The 21627-nt window shown below is 64.5% G+C and carries 4 protein-coding genes; 3 read left to right on the forward strand and 1 reads right to left on the reverse strand.

The window, feature by feature from the left end; genetic code table 11:
- On the reverse strand, positions 1–720 hold a 720-nt coding region (locus B3873_RS26075), incomplete at its 3' end, for an SLC13 family permease (protein ID WP_286870011.1).
- Positions 721–1168: 448 nt separating this feature from the next.
- Here B3873_RS26075 and B3873_RS26080 point away from each other — a divergent pair.
- From B3873_RS26080 to B3873_RS26090, 3 genes are all read left to right on the forward strand, one after another.
- Positions 1169–2227 carry a LacI family DNA-binding transcriptional regulator gene (locus B3873_RS26080; RefSeq protein WP_209532101.1) on the forward strand — a complete coding sequence of 353 codons (1059 nt, stop codon included), beginning with the start codon at positions 1169–1171 and terminating at the stop codon, positions 2225–2227.
- A gap of 256 nt (positions 2228–2483) precedes the next feature.
- Entirely contained in the window at positions 2484–4244 is a 1761-nt protein-coding gene (ggt, locus tag B3873_RS26085; RefSeq protein ID WP_039789032.1) for a gamma-glutamyltransferase, read from the forward strand.
- A 684-nt stretch (positions 4245–4928) separates the two neighbouring features.
- Positions 4929–21627, forward strand: a 16699-nt coding sequence (locus B3873_RS26090; RefSeq protein WP_286870013.1) for a cell wall anchor protein, incomplete at its 3' end; no start/stop codon positions are given.

Below are 21627 nucleotides of genomic sequence, written 5' to 3' on the forward strand. Positions count from 1 at the left end.
CACCGTCACCAGCGTGGTGGTGAAGCCCGGCAGGTTGGTGGTCTGCGGCTCGCGCGCCAGTTGCGCCATCAGTTCCTCGGAGGGCTTGATGTCGACGTAGCGCGAGATGAAGGCACCGAACAGGGGGCCGGCGATGATGACGGTCGGCAGGCCCACCAGCAGACCATAGAAGATGGTCTTGCCGATGTCGGCACCGAAGATGCCGATGGCCAGCAGCGGGCCCGGATGCGGCGGCACCAGGCCGTGCATCACCGACAGGCTGGCCAGCATGGGCATGCCGATCTTGAACAGCGGCACGCCGGAGCGGCGCGCCACGATGAACACCAGCGGGATCAGCAGCACGAAGCCGATCTCGAAGAACAGGGGAATGCCAACCAGGAAGGCCCCCATCATCATGGCCCAGTGCACGCGCTCGCGGCCGAAGGCGCGCACCAGAGTCTGGGAAATCTGGTCAGCGCCGCCGGACTCGGCCATCAGCTTGCCCAGCATGGTACCCAGGCCCAGCACGATGCCGACGAAACCGAGCACGCCGCCGAAGCCGTCCTGGAAGGACTTGACGATCTTGGGCAGCGGCATGCCGGAGATCAAGCCGAGGAAGCCCGATGTGATGGTCAGGGCGATGAAGGGATGGATGCGCAGGCGCGTGATCATCAGGATCAGCGCGAGGATCGCAATGACTGCATTGAACAGCAAGGTGGCGTCGTGGCTCATGCCCAGCATGGGATCTCCGATTGCCGATAGCCGATGGCGCACGATCCCTGGTTCAGCGCAGCAGCGCGGCCCCGCGCATGGCGCCAGGGCGAGCGTCTCCTGCGGCCTCTCCTGGAGAAGGCACGGGCATCTGCACTATCTGCGTAGTGTTTTATTGAGGAACCCACGAGGGCTGCACTGAGTTCCGTTCCTGAGTGTGGTATGCCGCCGCCAGCTCCGCCGCCGTGTGCCCGGAGGTTCAGATGTTAGCGTTAACATGGGGCGCGATGATAACGCTAACATTTTGCGCGGGTCAAACACTTGTTGTGTTGCGGTGCGTCAGAAGCGGGACTTGAGCGGGCGCCGGTGCGATATAAATTGTTTTGCGGAAATACCCGAAAGGACTTCCCGCATGCCAAGAGGGCCCCGCAAGCAGGTATCATGTCGCCACTTCGAATGACCGCCCTCCCCTGCATCCATGACCCAGCGCGCAGCACCCAAGTCCAAGCCCAAGGCCCCACCCGCCGTGCGCGGTAGCCGCGCCACCGGGCGCGTCACCATCATCGACGTGGCGGCCGAGGCCGGGGTGAGCCCGATGACGGTGTCCCGTGCGCTGAAAAATCCCGGCCTGGTGCAGGAACAGTCGCGCCAGCGCATCCTGGAAGCCATCGATCGGCTGGGCTATGTGCCCAATCAGGCGGCATCGACGCTGGCCTCGGCGCGCTCGCAGGTGATCGCGGTGCTGGTGCCGTCGCTGACCAATGCGGTTTTCATCGAGACGCTTTCCGGTATTCGTGACTACCTGGCCGGTGCCGGCTACCAGTTCCTGATCGGCGAGACCGGTTACGTGCGCGCCAAGGAAGAGCAGCTCATCGCCACCTATCTGGCCCATGCTCCCGCCGGCTTCCTGCTCTCCAGCAGCGAGCAGCACGACATCCTGCAGGCCCGTCCCGGCAGCCGGGATATCCCGGCGGTGCGCATGTTCGACCTGGGACGCAGCCAGCATGATTTCTCGGTGGGCTTCTCGCAGACACGTGCCGGGCATGCGGTGGCCCGCCATCTGGTCGAACGCGGCTACCGGCGCCCGGCTTTCCTGGCGGCCCAGCTCGACCCGCGCATGATGAAGCGCCGTGAGGGCTTCCGCAAAGGCTTGCTGGAAGCGGGCATCAAGCCGGAGATCGAAGTCTTGCTGCCCGAGCCGACCACCGTCGACATGGGCGCGCAACTGCTGCGGCGGGTGCTGGAACAGCATCCGGAATGCGATTCCGTGTTCTGCTGCAATGATGACCTGGCACTGGGCGCGCTGTTCGAATGCCAGCGCCAGGGCATCAGCGTGCCGCGCGAGATGGCCATTGCCGGTTTCAACGATCTGTCCTGGGCGGCTTGCGCCACCCCCTCCATCACCACCGTGGTCACGCCGCGCTACGACATCGGCTACAAGTCGGCCGAAATGCTGGTACGCCAGCTCAAGGGCGAAGACATTCCCAAAGGCCGCCTGGACCTGGGCTTCGAGCTGGCGCTGCGCGAAAGTACCTGAGCGAGCGTTTGCGTTTGTATTTACGTTCGCGCCTGCATCCCACGCATCCGTGGACGAATCGGCGCCAATAATCCATCCATCGCCGGCTCCCGGCTCTGGACAGAAACTTGCCATTCTCTACAATCTCCCGGTGTCGTTCTGCTCTGCAAGAATGCAGCAGCACAGCAATAGGCTGATGCAGGGATGCAGCAGCGCGGACGGCATTTCTATAAATAATATGCAGATAACCAAGTCCAGATCACCAGGAGCAACCCTCATGCAGACATTCACCGGTCTTTGCAAACCCGCCGCCATGGCCCTGCTGCCGCTGTGCGGCGCGCTGGCCTTCCTGCCAGCCTCGGCCCAGACGGCAGCGCCGTCGGCCCCGGTCGTCAAGTACGACCTGACCTATGACATCATCAGCCCGGTCCACAGCCAGCACGGCATGGTGGCCACCGAGCAGGAGCTGGCCACCAAGGTCGGCGTGGATATCCTCAAGAAGGGCGGCAATGCCGTCGACGCCGGCGTGGCCGTAGGCTTTGCCCTGGCCGTGGTGCTGCCCAATGCGGGCAACATCGGCGGTGGCGGTTTCATGATGATCCACGACGCCAAGACCGGCAAGAACGTGGCGCTGGACTTCCGCGAGATGGCCCCGCAGCGCGCCACCCGCAACATGTACCTGGACGACAAGGGCAACGTGGTGCCCGGCCGTTCGCTCTATACCCACCTGGCCGTGGGCGTGCCCGGCACCGTCGCGGGCCTGTCGCATGCGCTCTCCAAGTACGGCACGATGAAGCTGTCGCAGGTGATCCAGCCGGCCATCGAACTGGCCGAAAAGGGTTACCCGGTCAGCCGCAGCCTGGCGCTGATCCTCTCGGCCGAGCGCGAACACCTGGGCCAGTGGGATTCCTCCAAGGCGATCTTCTTCAAGGAAGGCCGTCCCCTGAAGGAAGGCGAGATGCTGGTCCAGAAGGACCTGGCCAAGTCGCTGCGCCTGATCGCCAAGGAAGGTCCGAAGGCCTTCTATGACGGTGCCATCGCCAAGAAGATCGTGGCCGAGATGGACAAGCACGGCGGCCTCATCACCGCCGAGGACCTGAAGAACTATAAGGTCGTCGAACGCGTGCCGGTCTCCGGCAACTATCGCGGCTACCAGGTCATGTCGATGCCGCCGCCGAGCTCGGGCGGTGTGCACATCATCCAGATGATGAACATCCTGGAACGCTATCCCCTGAAGCAGTACGGTGCCGACAGCGCGCAGACCATCCACCTGATGGCCGAAACCATGAAGCTGGCCTATGCCGACCGCTCCGAATACCTGGGCGATCCGGATTTCACCAAGGTCCCGGTCAAGGGCCTGACTTCGCGTGCCTATGCCGACGAGCTGGCCAAGAAGATCAACCCGGACCGCGCCACGCCCTCCACCGAGATCAAGCCGGGCCAGCCGCAGCCGTATGAAAGCGACCAGACCACCCATTACTCGGTGGCCGACAAGGACGGCAACCTGGTGGCGACCACCTACACGCTGAACCTGAACTTCGGCAGCGGCATCGTCGCCACCGGTACCGGCATCACCTTGAACAACGAGATGGATGACTTCGCCGCCAAGCCGGGCGTGCCCAATGCATTCGGGCTCATCGGTGGCGACGCCAATGCGGTCGGCCCCTACAAGCGTCCGCTGTCGTCGATGTCGCCGACCTTCGTGCTCAAGGATGGCAAGCCCTTCCTGGTCACCGGCAGCCCGGGTGGCAGCCGCATCATCACTACCACCCTGCAGACCATCCTCAACGTGATCGACCACGACATGAACGTGGCCGAAGCCACCATCACGCCGCGTATCCACCACCAGTGGGCACCGGACCAGCTGCGCGTGGAAAAGGGCTTGTCGGCCGATACGCTCAAGATCCTGCAGGACAAGGGCCAGAAGATCAGCGTGCAGCCTTCCATGGGCCGTACCCAGACCATCCAGATCCGTCCGGATGGCTTTGACGGCTTCTCGGATCCGCGCAATCCGGATGGACGTACGCTGGGATTCTGAAGCATCGGTGATTGACGCAGTGATGCGCTGATGTGATTCCACATCACGCATTTTATCCGGCACGGAACCGGACCGGCCGCTGCCGGTCCCCACCATGGCTCCCGATGATTCGGGAGCCATTTTTTATCAGGGAGCGCGTTTCACTTCCCGCACGATGGCTGCCATTTTTCAAGAAACGTTCATTTCCTGAAACGGCGATCTGAACCGGCCTACCCGGTATCAAAACTTATTTTCACTCCGGCACAATAAAATTGTTCGAACTCCGATCAGATTTCTTTGCCGCACTTTACTCACTCCCAAAAAATCACCACTCGATTTCGCGAGAGCGCCTCCGACGCGGCTTTCCGGGCAATTCCAATTACCTGCCTGCTGGCTTTCTGAATTTATTCGATCAAACTCAAGAAAATTTTCGAGACATTCTTCGAAATCTGAAGAGCCGTATTTCGTTAAATTTTTGTATTTCGGTTTTATTCCCTTGATCCCCTTATCAGGACAAAACGACGCCATCACTATGGCAGGCGTTTGTCACTGAGCACGATTTTTCATCCGCTCACGTTCACCCGTACCGCGCACCGAAAGGTGTCTTGCCGGCAGGCACCTGCCCTGTCCTGCCAGCGGCTTGGCGTGAGCGATGAAAGCGTGCGTGACCCGATTTCGATTCGTCACTTTCTAGGGAGTACCACCATGACCGTTACCGTTCTCAAGCTGTCCGACGCCGACGCCTATCTCAAGAACATTTCCATCAGGAGCATCAAGGACGTCCGCGCGCTGGACGTGGACCTGATGCTGGTGCTGGTCAACGGAGATCGCATCATCATCAGCAGCGGCGCGGTCAGCGCCATGAGCGCCCCGGAGTCCTCGTTGCAGTTCGCCAATGGCCAACTGCCGCTGGCCAGCGTGTTCCAGCAGATCGACAAGATCGATGTCTCGCCGGAAGCCAACCTGACCGTCAGTTCCAAGGAAATCACGCGCTACAACCAGAACAACGCCAGGAACAAGAAGGCCCGCAAGAACGACGAGGAAGACAGCGACAAGCCGGTAGTGGTCGAGGACGGCGAGCGCGATCCCAGCGCTGCTGCAGAGACCAGCGGCAGCAGCGGCAACACCGAGCGGCCCAACTTTTCGCCCACCAGATCTCCTGACAACCAGAGCCAGATCGCCGATGCCGAAATCAACTCGCAGCATGAAAAGAACTGGGGCGTGCAATGGCCCATCGCGGCCGGCGCGCTGGCGCTGCTGGCAGCGGCCGGGGGCGGTGGTGGTGGCGGCGGCAGCGGGGGCGGCAATGGCGGTAGCGCTGCTAACGGTGGCAGCGGCGGCGCAGGCAGTGGCGCAGGCGCTGCAGCCGCCGGCAGTGCAGGTGCAGGCACGGTCGACCCGTCCGCCGCAGTCATCCGGGGCAACGCCGCGCTGGGTGCCATCAAGAACGCGAACGTCACGGCCTATGACGCAGCCGGCAATGCCATCAGCGATACCGTGGCCGTGGTCGACGGCAAGTACACGCTGACGCTCAAGCATCCGCTCTACAAGGGCCCGATGATGCTGGTGGTGCGCGACAACACCCCCGGCGGAGCCGACAACTACATCGATGAAGGCAGCCTGCAGCTCACCGACCTGGGCCCCACGCCGCTGCGTGCACTGGTCATGGCCAGCGGCGTCAACCAGAACGTCAACGTCACCGCACTGACCGAACTGGCCGTGCTCAAGGCCGGTCTGGACCAGGGCGTCACGCGCGCGGCCGAGCAGCCTGACGTCACGGCCGAACGCATCATCGCCGCCAACAATGCGGTCAGCGGCTTCTTCAAGGTCGATATTCTCGGGACGGACGTGGTCACCACTTCCGCCGCCCATGCGAACGGACGCGGCATCCCCAATCCCAGCTTCAACAGTGCGTTGAGCGTGGAGACGCAGAACTATGGCGCAGCCCTGAAGGCCATCGCCAACCTGGTCCGGCTGGACAAGAAGACTTACCCCAACCAGGCCAGCGCACTGGTGCGCCTGGCTGACAGCCTGGACTTCGTCGACGAGGCCGGCAGCGGCCTGAAATGGGCGACCACTGCACGCGGCCAGACGCTGGCCAAGGCCAGCGCCCTGCAAGGAGCGCTGTTCAGCGAGCCGCTGACGCAGATCATCGAGAATCCCGACAGCACGGATGATGCAGTAGAAGGCGCCCAGCGCACGCTGGAGGCTTTGCAGAACCTGCCCAACGGCAGCACGGTGGCCGACTACCTGATCAACAATCACGTGGCCATCCCCAACCCGATCATCACCATCCGCAATGCCGTGGTCAGCGACTCCAAGCTGTGGCAGACGGCTCCGCTCAACAGCACGCTGGTGCTGGACCAGGGGGACCTGCTGGACGGCGACCTGCGCGTCAAGACCACGCCCAATGCCAAAGTCTGGGTGATCATCAAGGGTACGGACAACCTCGGGCATGAGGTCAGCGTGAACCTGCCCGTGGCCCACGCCGATGCCAACGGCAACGCCATCCTCAAAGCCAGTGAGGAGAACATGGAGGTCCTGCACGGCGTCGACCGCGGCCGCGCCATCAGCGCCCAGGTCACCGTGACCGACGGCAGCAACAGCCGCACCAACCATGCGCTGTGGAGCAGCAGCAATACCGATGTGCGGGTGGACCTGAATACCCCCGAGAGCATGACCCGCTTTGCCGCGCAAAATCCGCTGAGCCTGGTCAGCGATACCTTCTACAACGACAGCAGCGCCGGCGGCGACAGCGGCAGGTTCCCCGCCACGCAGGGCGACAGCGACCGCATCACTCGCGATGGCAGACTGCGCATTGCCCTGACCAAGGCGCTCAACGGCGAAAGTGAAGTGTTGCAACTGGCCGTGGCCAGCAGCACCGACCGCAACGGCAACCCGGTATGGGACAGCTGGCACGAAGTGAATGGACTGACCGAAAACGGCAGCCCCGCCGCAGGCCGCTTCATCTACGAGACTGGCAAGGTGACCGAAGCCAACGGCCAGATCTGGGTCAAGGCGCGCATCGTGCAAAAGGGGCGCGAGTTCACCGGCGGCTACGGCAATGCCAACACGCTGGAGACACCGCTGCACTTCACCCTGGACAGTCTCGCCCCCACGCCCCTCCGCCTGCGCCTGCCCACGGGTGCGGACGATGGCATCGCCAGCGACGATGGCATCACGCGCCAGCGCGATACCAGGCTGGAACTGATGGCCCCGCGCGAAGGCGGCGCGGAACTGCACCTGCAGCTGCAGGCCGTGCCCGGTACCGCCAATGACACCCTGGCGGCGATCAATACCGCCAGCGTCAGCCGCACCATCGCGCCCGGCAGCTGGATCACCCTCAGGGCCGACGAACACCTGGTCATGCGCGGCAACACCAAGACCGGCAACGGCAAGGTAGCACTGAAGCTGCGCCACATCGACGCGGCCGGCAACTACAGCGAGATCAGCCAGACCTTCGTCACCGACAGTACCGGCACCATCGAACTGGTCAACCTGCTGGTGCAGCGCCAGACTGCGCTCAAGGATGCGCGTACAGCCATGGCACAAGCACAAACCGCCTTCGACACGGCGACGGCCACCGAGCGCACCGCCAAGCAGACCGTGCTGGCAGCCGCACAGCGGGTCGAGCAGGCCGCCCGCAAGGCCCATGAAGAGGCCGTCGTGAGCGTGCGCACGGCATTGACTACAGCACGTGAGGATGGCACGTATCGCCTTGATGAAGTCTTGAACCACGGCACCGATAAAGCCTATCTCCCGGCCATCGTCAACCAGCTCAGCCGCGCCACCAATGTGGAGCAGATCAATCACCAAAGCGGACTGGAGAGCTTCGTCACGGATGCCATGCAGAAGGCCAACGCTGCCGTGACCAAGGCTTCCCTCTACGGGGATGATCCGGCCAAACCGGCACCGGATCACGAGGATTTCTTCGCCATGGGCGTGCTGGGCCTGGACAATAATGCGGTGGCCATGGCGGCGGTGGTGAATGCCATCGAGAAGCTACCGAAGGACAAGACCAATTCCATTGGCAAGATCCAGGCGGTCACCGACGCCTACCTGAAGGTGCTGGCGCTGGCCAATCAGCAGAGCGATACGGCAGACACGGCACTGCCCACTGCCGCCGTCTACGCAATCCTGGGAGTGAGCCCGGCCCTGAGCCCGGCGGCGGCGACCATCCTGGGCAATGTGCTCGATGACAAGAAAACACAGGATGTCGATACCATCGCCAAGCTGAGCCGGATCGCCGCATCGGCGCAGCGCATCGCGGAGCAGGCGGCCAATGCCACGGCCGCCCATGCACCGACCGTGGACGACTTCGTCAACCTGGGCATCAATGGCGTAACGCCGGACAACCTGGCCGCCGTGCGCAACAGCCTCTATGACGTTCCCGCCATCCTGCGCGAGGCCACCAGCCCCGACAGGGTGATCGGCACGGTCGACACCTTGCGGGAGGTCAAGTCGATCGTCGCCCACAACATCGGCCAACTGCAGGTGCTGATCAACTATGCAGAGGGCCGCTCGCCGATCAATCCTGCGTCACCGCTGCAAACGGAACCAGTCGAGGAGAATTACCGCCCGCCATCCTCCCTGGGCCTGATCTCGGCCGTGACCGCCTCGAACCTGCCATCGATCAACAGCGCGCTGCGGGCCGTGGGCGCAGCCAACATGAACTCGTGGCAGAAGGTCGGTGAGATTGTCGCTTCGTATGAGCGCATCCTCACCGCGGCCAATGGCAACCCGGGCGATGCATCCTCCCTGCCCGCGCTGGAGGACTATGTCCGGGTGGGCGTCAAGGCCCTCACCAACGTATTCAGCAGCGCTGGCGCGGTCGATACTGCCGGCCAGGCCAGTGCCGTGCGCCTGCTGTCGGAAGTCATTGACGGGAGTGCTCGCAGCAAAGTGGCCACCGTCCCCGCCCTGGAGGCACTGGCCGACATCGCCGCGCGCACGGTCCATCTGGCCAAGCAGCGCGACACCGCGCTCAGCGCCACGGAACTGAAGCAGCTGCTGTCTGCTGCTGATCTCTACGACGATGCACAGATGGCGATCATCCGTTCCGGCATCACCGGTACCAAGGATGATGGCACCAGGGTCAACAGCGTACAGGGGCTGCGCGATGTGATCGACAAGGCACTGGCCGCCGCCGCGAAGATCCGGGCCTATGCCGACGACGCCAACAAAACCGCACCTGTCGTCGACGATTATCGCGACCTCGGCATTGCCGGCATCGATAGCACCACCAAGGCCACTGCCCTCAACAGCAGCCTGGCCACCGACAAGATCAACGGAGCCGCAGTGGCCTCGCCTGCCGCCCTGCAAGCCATCGCCGATGCCTACCTGCGCATCATCGGCGAAGCCGGCGATGTCGCCAATGCCAACACCGATCCGGGCGCGGCGGACTACACCGCCATCGGCGTGGAGATCTCCCTCACCGCCAATGCCGCGCAATTGCTCAACTCCGTCCTGCACAAGAAGAGTGCCGAAGACGTGGGCACCGTGGCCAAGGTCACGGTGCTGGCACAAGCCGCAGTGGACCTGCACGCCCTCGCCAAGGGCGCGCCCGAACCCGAAGACGCGCTTGCGCTGACCACCGCCCAACTGACGGCCATCAAGGCCCAGCTCACCAAACTCGGCGTGACCTCTCCCGACGACGCGGTGCTGCCAGCGGTAATTGCCGCCCTGCGCTTGAGCCCTGCCGATGGCGCGAAGATCAACACGCTGGACAAGCTGCAACAGCTTGCCGACAAGGCCGCCGATGCACAGCGCAAGATCAGTCTCTACGCCGATGATGCCAGCAAGCCCAAACCGACCACCGATGATTATCTCGACATGGGCGTGGACAAGGTCAACGTCCTCAATCTCGACGCGATCAACTCCGCGCTGGCCAGCCCGCTGGTCGAATCGGCACAGACCGCCAGCCCGAAGCTGGTACAGGGCATCGTCACCTCGTACGCAAGAATCCTGGCGGCGGCCGATGGCATTGCAGGCAATGCCACCACACCGGCGAGCGCGCCAACCGCGCCCACGGCCGTCGACTACGAACGCGTGGGCATCAAGACGGAACTGGTCACCAAACTGAAGGACATTGCCTACCCGCTGCTGGGAATGCTCAATACCCTGGTCGATGCCACCAGCGAGGCCAAGGTCAATACCGTGGCGCTGCTGCAGGAGCGCGCCGAGATCGCCGACAAGATCATTGCCCAGGTCCGGGGCGTGCCCGGCGACAGCAAGGTCAGACAGCCAGAGCTGGAAACGGTCGGCATCACCGGATTGCAGGCCGACACCTTCGCCGCCGTCCTCTCGGCACTGGCGGGCAGCAAGGATGACGGTTCGGAAGTGATCGGCCAGATCGGCGGCACCTTGCGCCTGCAGCTCCTGGCCAACAAGGCCCATGCAGCCCAGCGGGTGCTGGAGAACTACGCCGACAACAAGACGGACGCCACCGAGCCGACCAGCGACACTTACAAAGATATCGGTCTTGACCTGGCCAACCACCTGCCGCAGGCCGGCAGTACGGCCAAGGCCGTGGCCGCCCTCAACAGCGCATTGCAAACCACCGCCGTGACCAAGGCGCAGGTCAATCCGCCGGCCAGACTCAAGGAAATCATCGAGAGCTACCAGAAGGTCCTGGCGGCCGCAAACGGGGAAGCGCCCGCCGATGGCAGCCTGAGTTCCGAAGCCAGCCAGATCACGGCGGAGGGACTTGGCAAGCTGGGCATTACCGGTCTGGCCGCTGCCCCTGACGAGCTGCTGCGCAATGTGCAGGCGGTGGTGGACGGCATGGCACGCGAGAAGGCGCTGGAGGTGGCCAACCTGCAGAACAGCGTGAATATCCTGTTGAAGATCAGCCGGCTGGCCGACGGCACGGCCGGCAATGCGACCGTCGCTGACCAATTCACCGATGCCCTTGCGGAACTGGAAGCCGTCGGGATTACCGTGACCGACCCGGTCGTGGCGCAAGCGGCAGTCAGCGCCATCGATGCAGTGCGCTTCACCGACATCAACAGCCCCAGGAAGCTGCGCGCACTGGTCGAGGCCTATGAACGCATCCTGCAGGAGGCCAATGAAAATCCGCGGGCTGCCGGTGCCCCTCCCGTGAACGAACAGGCTGATGCGACGCCAACGGAAGACCCCGGCATCGTTCATTTCCGCACCATTGGCGTGAAAGTACCGGGCGTTACCGAAGCACCGGTGTCTCCCGAAGACCAGGCGGCCCGCCTGCGGCTGCTGAATGACACGATCAAGTACAGAACGCGCGCCGAAGTCGATACGGTCGGCGAGCTGACCACCTTGGGTCAGGCCGTGGATGCCTTCATGACGCTGGCGGCCCAGGCTGCCGGCAGCGCGAGCAGCGTCACTACCGAGCAGTGGCAGACGCATGCGCATGCGCTGGGCATCAGTGGTATCGATACAAACGCCGAGGACGGCAATCTCGCTGAAGTACAGGCAGCCATTCAGGGCAAGGGCCTGGACAAGATCGACAGCATCGCCAAGCTGCAGCAGGTGATACGGACGGTCAACGTATCGCTGGAAGTGATCGTCGCCTACGCCGACAGCAATACCAATCCCGCCCCGACCGTAGACGATTACACCCAAGCCGGCATCACGGCGGGTGGTGTGGCCCTGGTCACGAGCCAGAACCTGGCCGCCATCAACAGTGCCATCGACAGGCTCAGCCGCGACGACGTCAGCTCCCGCCGCAGCATCAAGACCGTGGTCAATGCCTATAACGCCATCCTCGCAGCGGCCGATGGCGAGGACCTCAACAGCTCGGGGGCATCCCTCACCGCCATGGGCTATCTGGCCATCGGCGTGCCGCTGGGCAGCGCCGCCATCGGCATGGGCAGGCTGGTCATCAAGCCCGACGGCTCGCGGATTTTCGGAGATGTGGACCAGGCCAAGCTCGCTCTCTTCAACAACGTAGTGGGCAGCCGCTGCAAGCAGGAAGTCAACACGCCCGCCAAGCTGGAAGCCCTGGCCAAGACCGTCGCCGATCTCATTCGCACCGGACGTGAACAGGATACGGATGCGGTCGTCAATGCGGGCGGCACCGCGTTGAGCCTCGACAGCCTGCGCAATCTGGGCCTGACCGGCATCGATACCCCGGTCCGGCGCACGGCCTTCCTGAATGCGGTCAAGTACAAGGGCAACCGGGTCGATACCGCCACCGGTGAGCCCAAGACCGGCGACGCTGACAGCCACAATGTCGATGGCATCAATACCCTCGCGAAACTGAAGCAGATCGCCGCCAGCTACAAGACCATCCTCGACCACGTGGGCACAGGCGAGAGCGCTGCCGCACCCACGCGTGAGGACTATCTCAACATCGGCGTGCAGTTGCCTGCGCATGGCGGGCAACATGCCCTGCAACTGTTCAACAGCGCCATTGCCGCGCAGGCCAGCGATAGCAAGATCGACGACATCGGCAAACTCAACAAGCTGGCGCTGACGGTGGACAAGCTCATGCAGGTTGCAGCGGTGACCAAGGTAGCGGACAAGTACCCCGACCAGTATCCGGAGGTGGCGATCCCGCTGGAGGCCGATGCCCTCGCCAGCCTGGGCTTGCAGCGCATGACCGAGGCCAGCGTGGCCCTGCTGCTGGCCAAGCTGCAGACTACCGATGACGATGGCAGCGGCGCCACCCGCATCGCTACCCTGCAATCCATGGCCGATGCCGCCGTGGCTGCGCAGGAGAAAATAACGAAATACGCCAGGGACAACAGCGGTACGGCCCCTGTGATCGGCGACTTCACGGCACTGGGGCTGAGCTGGCCTGCCAGCACGCAGAGTCCGGACCCCTACCTGACCGCCATCAACGATGCCCTGCGCTCGCAAGCCGTCACCGATGACAAGGCCAATACGCCAGCGCTGCTGCAAAAGATCATCGTGGCCGCCGTGCACGTGGTCGATGCGGCCAATGGCACCGCCGGCGATGCCGTCGCCATACCGAACAAGGACGATTTCCTGGCCCTGGGCCTGGATGCCGCCAAACTGATCGCCGCCAAGGCAACCGGCGTGGCCTTCCTTGGAGACACGGTTGACGCCAGCACCATCGCGCAGCTCACCCACGACAGCAGCGGCAATCCGATTGCCTTGCCCGACAAGCTGGCGAGCTTGCTGGACCTGATCCAGTCGCTGATGAACACGGTGGCGGGCACCGCAGCCACACCGCCGCTCTCGCAGGACACGCTGATGCAACTGGGCGTCAACCTGGACGGCCTTACCGTCGACAGCACGGGCAAGCTGGTGAACTGGCCGGCCATCCGCGCCGCCATTGCCGGCAGCAAGGCCGATGGCTCGGAGGTGGACAGTCTCACCGAGCTCAATGCGCTGGTGGAAAAAGCCGACGCTTCGCAGGAAACGCTGCGCAACTACGCCGCTACGAACGCCGGCACGCCGCCCACCCAAGCGGATTACAAGAACGTCGGGCTGGTCAGGTTCCCTGCCGCTGCGGATGGCCCGCGCCCGGCGCTGGTGGGCGCTGAACATGTCGAGGCCATCAACGCCGCACTGCGCACGGCCAAGGTCGGTGCGGAGCAGGCCGGTACGCCCGAAGCGCTCACCCAAGTGGTCGAGGCCTACCTGCACATTCTGGCGCGCGCCAATGGTCCGCAAGCCGATACCGGCGCGGCCCTCACCGCCGCCGATTTCGAGCGCATCGGTGCCGACATCCCGGGCGTGACCGACGGTGCCGCGCACGCCAGTGCCGCCGTGCGCGCACTGCTGGATTCGGTCATCGCCAACAAGACCGCAACCGACGTGAACACGCCCGCCAAAATCGAGCGCATCGGACTGCTGGTGAACAAGGTCATCGAGCAGGCCAAGGCCGGCACTGCCGAAGCAGACAAGCTTGCCGCCGCCGACCTGAACGAGCTGGGCATCAGCGCACCTCAAGGCAGCATCACGGATGCGGCCAATGCCGAGGCCGTCAAGGCAGCGCTCTACGCCATCCGCGCCGGTGACGATACCGGCAGCGCCGTGGACAGTTTCACTGAGCTGCAGGAGGTGGTCGGCAAGGCCATGACCGCCTACAAGAAGATCCAGGACTACGCGGCCCTGACGGCGCTGCCCGCCGGCTTCCCCGACGATACCGCACGTCCGGATGAGAACGACTTCCAGGCCATGGGCCTGGCCGTCCCCGAGGCGGTCAGGGCCGACAAGGCAGTCGGTGCCGCCGCCAGCCTGGCGACCGCCCACATCGACGGTACCGCCATCAACACCATCGACAAGCTCGCCACCCTGCTGCGCAACTGGAACGACTTGCTGACCCTGGCCAACGGGGTAGCGGACCAGCCTCTGGCCGCCGACCGACGCAGCGACTTCAGGAACCAGCTCGCCGCCGTGGGTGCGCCTGCTCCTGCCGCCACCACGGATGCCGCCATCGACCTGCTGCATTCGGCGCTGGACAAGATGAGCACGACCGCCACCATGCATACCCCGGCCCAGTTGCTCTCCCTGCTCAAGACCAGCCAGGCCCTCACCGCGCTGGCTGGCACCCCGCAAGCCTTCTCCGGCACCGGCCTGCCCGAGGGGCTGGGCGCACCGGATTTGATCGCCCTGGGCCTGATGCCCGCCGAACCGTCCAGCACGCCTGGCGCAGCCGCCGCCATATTGGGGGCCATCGCTGCCACCACCGGCAGTAGCGAGGTCGACAGCATGGCCGAGATCGCGCCACTGGCCGCCACTGCGCTGGCGGCCCACGCGCGCATTCTTGCCTATGCCGCCAATACCGCCTCGGCCATCGCGCCTGCGGCCGCTGACTATGCGGCCATCGGCCTGGTCAGCAACGATGCGGCCCGCACGCCGCTGGTGAACAGCAACAATCTGCAGGCCGTCAACTCCGCCCTGGCCAGCAGCGCCATCGATGCCGCCAGGGCCAACGATCCGGCCTTGCTCAAGACGATCATTGATTCATACGACCGCATTCTGGACTGGCAGAGCGGGGGCACAACCATGCCGGCTCTGGGCCAATATGAAGCCATTGGCGTCACCAGCCTCAACGAGCAGGCCAAGACGCTGCTCAATGATGCCGTGCGCCAGTTGCCCCTGGCCGATGTGAAGAACCAGGCAAAATTGCAGAGCGCCGCCACCACCGCCACCCGCATCGTGACGCTGGCCGATGGCCTGCCCAACACGGCCGATGGCACGCTCCCCTCCGCTGACGACTATGCCGCGCTGGCCCTGCAGATGGGCCACAGCAGCAGCGCCACGGACAGCGACGGCTCCGGTGCCGCCCTGCTGGGCAGCGTACTGGACCGCAAGATCTGGAGCGAGGTCAACAGCCTCGCCAAGCTGCAAACCCTGCTCGACCTGGTCAACAAGTTCATGGACCGGGCGGCCACACCCGAGACCGCCGCGGCACTGAGCGCCACCGACTTCCAGACGCTGGGTCTGGACATCAGCGGCAAGAGCACTGCCGAGCAAGGTGCCATCCTCGCCGCCGTCGGCACCAGCGGCGCAGACGGGCAGGCCATCAAGTCCCTCCCCCTGCTGCAGACGCTGATCGACAAGGCCGTCATCGCCCTGGCCAAGGTCACCGCCTATGCCCAAAGCAACGCCTCCGATGAAGCCCTGCGGCCCACGGTGGAGGACTACAAGGACATGGGGGTGGCCGATGTCGATGCGAACAGCCTGGCCGCCATCAATGCGGCACTGGCCACCGACCAGGTCGGCGCTGCCCAGGCTGACACCCAGCCCGAGGTCCAGGCCATCGCCGATGCCTACCGCAAGATCCTGAAAGCCGCCGATGGCGTGCGCGCCAGCGTCGACCCGGTCGGTAGCGAACTGGTGCCCACTGCCGCGGAGCTGAACCTCATCGGGGTCACCGTGGCCCCTGGCACCTCCCCGGACGTGGTCAACCTGCTGGCCACCGCGCTGGATGCCGTGCCCCGCGCCAAGGTCGGCAAGCCGGCCGACATCGACGTCATCAAGGACTCGGCCGCTCGCGTCATTGCCGCCGCCACCAATAGCCCGAGCGGCAGTCCCCTCGGTGCAGCCGCCGCCGCCCTGCAACTGTCCGATCTGGAAAATCTCGGCGTCAACGGCCTCACCGACGATGCCATGCCCGACGTGCGTACGCTCATCGCCGGCAATCAGGCCAGCAGCGTCAACACCAGCACGCGCCTGCAGAACCTCATCGACGGCCTGCTGCGCGACCTGAAGCTGATCCGCTACTACGCCGACAACAAGCCCAACGACGACGCCCGACTGGGTGCGCTCGACGTGGTGCTGGAACCCACTGCCGCCAACTACGCCAATGCGGGGGTCCTGCATGTGACGGCGGCCAATCTGGTTTCCATGAATGCCGCCGTCAAGGCGCAGGGCAACAGTGCCAAGGTGGACAACAAGACCAAACTGCAGGAGATTGCCGACGCCTACCTCCATATCCTGCAGGCCGCCGACGGCGTGGCCGGCAACGTCACCGGAGGCCCGATCACCCGCGCGGAGCTGGTGCGCATCGGCCTGACGGAGAACGAACTGCCCGATCCCGACAAGGCTGGCCTCACCCCGCAGCAGAAGCACGAGGCCAGCGCCACGCTGGGCCTGCTCACTACGGCGCTCGACGCCCAGCCTGCCGATGGCAGTACCGTCAAGACACCGGCGCTGATCCGCGAATTGCTGGCCCTCTCGGGCAAGGTGGTGCAGTACGCCGCCACCACCGACTCTGCCGCAGTCCCGGCCGCGCCTACGCTGGCCGAACTGCAAAAGCTGGGCGTGCACCAGCTGCTGCCCTTGGACGGCCCGATCCCCGGCACGCTTGCCCTCTTCAACGGCGCACTCGCCAAAACGCCCGCCGCCACGCTGGAGACACTCGACCTGAGCCGGCTGCAGACCATCGCCACGGCGGCGGCCAAGCTGCGCCTGCTCACCAGCAGTCCCGGCGTGACGGAAGACGCGCTGCGTCCGGCAGCAAACGCCACCGACGCCAGCGGCCTACCCAAACCCGGCGCACCGCTGACGCACGCCGAGCTCACAGCACTCGGCATGGCCATCGAGGACAAGCCATCCCACATCAAGCTGCTCAATGAAGCCCTGGACCGCCAGCCCAACTTTGGGGCCGTCTCCGATGTCACCAAGCTGGACAACCTGAACCTGTCCAGCATTGTCAATCGCGTCATGCAACTGGCGGCGCACGATCCGGCCGCGCCTGCGCTGCCTCCGGTGAGCCTCAGCAATGCCGACTGGGCCAAGCTGGACATCCCCGTTTCCGGCGCCAGCGCGGTGGTCGACGTCAACTCCCTGCCCGCCTTCGTGGCCGCACTGAAGCTGCACCAGCCGGCCGACATGGACACGCTGTCCGAGTTGCGCGCACTGGCCGTGGCCGCCCACGCGGCGCTTAAAAAAATCCGCGACTACGCCCAGAACGCCAGCGACGGCACAGTCGCAGCGGAAGGCACCAGCGGCCTGCCGACCCTGCAGGACTTCAAGGATATCGGCGTCACCGACGTGGACAAGTTCGTCCTGCCCACACTGGATCGAGACGATCACATGCCTGCCGGCCTCTTCGCCCTGCTTTCTGGCCTCGCCAGCGCGGACGTCAAGGGCAGCGACGCCACCACCCACAGCCAGATCCAGGACATCGTCAACAGCTACAACAAGGTCCTGACGCTGGCTGACGGCATGGCCAACCTTGCCACTGGCGCGCCCGCGCCCCTGGCAGAGGACTACACCCGCATCGGCAGCACGCTGGGCAGCGTGGCCACGCAACCGGCCTATCTCAAGCTGCTCAACTCCGTCATCGATCCGCTCGCCGCTGACAAGGTCGACACCCCGGCCGAGATCAGCGCTCTGGCCGCCAAGGTCGCCAAGGTCCTCGGCTATGCCAACAGCCTCGGTGCCACTCCGGCACCGGCAGCCCCCGCGCGGGACGACTTCACCGGCCTGGGGATCAGCGGTCTGGAAGCCGATGACCTGCCCGCCGTGCTGGCGCGGCTGCAACGCATCGGCGAGCCTGAAGCCGCAGGCATCACCCGCCTGGGCGGGTTGCAGGAGATGGTCAGCCAGGCCGTGCAGGCACAGGCCAAGGTACGCCGCTACGCCGACACCCCTGCCGCCGATGATCTGCCCGGCATACAGGATTACCTCCACATGGGCGTGATCATGCCCACCCTCGCCGGCCAAGCGGACTACCAGCAACGCATGCTGGAAGCGCTCAATTCCACTCTGGCCTCCCCACTGGTAACGCGCGCCCAGGCCAACACGCCGCAACAGCTCGACGCCATCCTGGCGATCTACCACGGCAAGGTGCTGCCGATGGCCGATGGCCTCAGCAACACCACCGAGGACCACAAACTGGGCGCCGCCGAGCTGGGCTTGCTGGGCCTGGACACCACCGCCCACCAGCTCACGGAGGCCGGGCATCTTCAATTGTTCAATGACATGGTGGACACCATGCCCGATGCCACCAGGGTGGACCGGCTCGACAAACTGAGTACGTTGGCCGCGCGCGCGGTCAAGGTCCTCGCCATTGCCAACCAGAACCCGGGCGATACCCCCGCCAATGCGCATCGCTTCGATGCCGACGATTTCAGCTACTTCAGGGGTGCGGACCCTGCCGTGACGCCTTTGGACGAGATCGCGATTTACTACGCGCTGCAAGCCAGACAAGCTGCGGATGTACTGACGTTCCAGTCCGTCAAGTCCCTGATGACACAGGCCCCCCTGGCCTATGCCACGATCCGCCGCTATGCCGATGGCATGGACGGAGCAGCCGCCCCGACGGGTGCCGACTACGACAAGCTGGGCATCAACGATGTCCGCGAAGTGGCTGCCACCGGCAAGCCCGCCAATCTGGCATCGCTGCAGGCGGTGCTGGCGCTGCCGGCCATCAATGCGGCCAGTCTCAATCCGCCGGGCAAGCTGCAGGACATCGTCAACAGCTACAACAAGTTGTTGGCGCAGGCCAACGGAGCGGCCGCCGATACCGCCGAGAGCAATCTGGCCACGCTGCAGGATTTCAAGCACATCGGCGTGAACCTCACTGAATTGGAAGCCATGGATTCGACTCGCTCGGCCAATGCCGTGCAGTTGCTCAGTTCCATCATCGACAGCCGCTCAGTGACTGATGTCGATACCCCGGCCAAGATCCAGGCCTATGCCAATCTGGCAGAAAAAATTGCCCGACTGGTCGTCAATGATCGCAGCAAGCTCCCGAGCAAGGAGGACTTCAGCAAACTCAGCATCCCGGGCGTGAAGGATGGCAACCTGGCCGCGGTCCTCGACAAGATCGCCGCCTTGAGCGACGACGGCGCGCAGGCCAACACGTGGAGCAAACTGGCCGATGCCGTCTTCACGGTCACCAACGTGCCCAGCCTGAACCTGGTCACCGAGGACAACGTCATCAACCTGGCCGAACGCACCAGCGGCGTGACCCTCACCGGGACCGCAGGGAAGGACGACACGGTCACCTTGCGCCATGCCGACGGCACCGTCATGCGGGCAGGCATCGTGACAGTCGATCCGCACAACGGTACCCAGCTGTGGAACTGGAGCTATACCCTCACCGAGGCGGACTGGACCAAACTTGGCGCGGCCAGTGCCAACAACGTCAAGAAGACCATCACCCTGCAATCGCACAATACCGTCAACGGACTGGACTCGATTCTGGTCAATGGGGAGTTCTTCATCGATACGGTGGTCCCTGCCTTCAGCAGCCCGATCCGCCTGGAGGTGGACAGTGGCGAACCGGGCGACCGCATCACCAACAACGGCAAGATCATCGTGCCTGCGCCCGAGGCGGGCGTCAGCTGGAGCTACCAGATCGATGGCGGCAACTTCCAGACCGGCAGCGGCACCAGCTTTGTGGTTGATGAAGGCGCACATACGGTCATCGTGCGCCAGAGAGATGGCGCGGGCAACAGCACCGACCAGAACCTGATGGTAACGGTTGATACCATCGCCCCGCTCAAGTCCACCGTTGCGCTCGAGGACGATACTGGCGAACGGGACGATGATTTCATCACCCGCACCGGCGTGGTCAAGGTCACCGGACTGGAACCCGGCGTGAAGTGGCAGCACCGCAGCGGCAGCAGCGGTGCCTGGATCGACCACGGACTGGCCGGACCGGCCGACAGCGAGCACAGCGTGGATCTGTCTGCCGGTACCGATGGCGAGCGCCGCATTGAAGTACGGCAGATTGATGCGGCGGGCAACGAGAGCCCCATCAGCACTGAACTGGTCTTCATACTGGACCGTACCGGCCCGGTGCTCACACTGCAACTGGCGCAGGATACCGGCACCGCTGGCGACCGCATCACCTTCAATGGCACGGTGCAGGTCAATGGCCTGGAAGCCGGGCGCGCCTGGGCTTACCAGATTGATGGCGGCGACTGGCAAGCGGTCAGCGGCAGCGCGGGCCTGAACACCGTGGCCGTGTCTGGCCAGAGAACCGGCGGCACCGATGGCCTCAGAAAGGTGCGCGTCAAGCAGACCGATGCTGCCGGCAACGAGACCGTGAGCAGCGAATTGTCCTTCACGCTGGACACCATCGATCCTGTCTTCAGTAGTGACATCAGGCTGCAATTCGACAGCGGCAGGAGCGACATCGACGGCATCACCAACAATGGCAGGATCATCGTGCCCGCACCGGAAGCCGGGGCCAGCTGGAGCTATCGCATCGATACCGGCAGCTTCCAGAGCGGCGGCAGCACCAATATCGTCGAGGTTCCCTCAGGAATCCACGATGTCACGGTGCGCATGACCGATGTGGCCGGCAACTTCACCGAGCGGAGCAAGCACGTGACCGTGGACACCCTGCCACCCACTGCGCCGACGCTGACCCTGGTCAACGACACGGGCGACCTCAACAACGACCGCAAGACACGCGATGGCAATGTGCGCGTGAGCGGCCTGGAACCCGGCGCAAGCTGGAAGTACAGGATTGGCGCCAGTACTTACCTGCCCGGCGGCAGTACCAACATCATCGACGCCACCGCCGGCCCGGACGGTGAACGCCAGGTCAGCGTGATCCAGATCGATGAAGCCGGTAACGAAGGCCCCGCCGCCGAACTGATCTTCACCGTGGACCGCACCGGCCCGCCGCTGGTCTTGAGCCTGCTCAACAAGACGGGCAGCACGGCAGCGGCGATCACCAAGGATGGCACCGTCAAGGTCGATGGACTGGAAGCAGGGCGCAGCTGGCAATACCAGATCGGCGAAGGTACGTGGCAAAACGGTAGCGGCACGACCTTTGTCGTGCCCGGTGCCAACGTCAGCGGCGGCAGCGATGGCGTGAAGAAGGTGCGCGTCAAGCAGAGCGATGTGGCGGGCAACGAGACCATCACCGCTCAATTGGAATTCACCCTCGACACCACCCCGCCCATCAAGCCGGTGCTGGCGCTGGTGCGCGATACGGCGGGGGCGGCGGGGGGCAGGGGCCACAACCCCCGCGACCCACAGAACA

The sequence above is a fragment of the Herbaspirillum sp. UBA812 genome, from assembly GCF_002296545.1.
In the GTDB taxonomy this organism is placed as follows: Bacteria; Pseudomonadota; Gammaproteobacteria; order Burkholderiales; family Burkholderiaceae_D; genus Herbaspirillum; species Herbaspirillum huttiense.

What these genes read in the sequence shown, in the direction of transcription:
- B3873_RS26080 (WP_209532101.1), top strand. Translation starts at nt 1,169, where the DNA reads ATGACCCAGCGCGCAGCACCCAAGTCCAAGCCCAAGGCCCCACCCGCC.
- ggt (WP_039789032.1), top strand. Translation starts at nt 2,484, where the DNA reads ATGCAGACATTCACCGGTCTTTGCAAACCCGCCGCCATGGCCCTGCTG.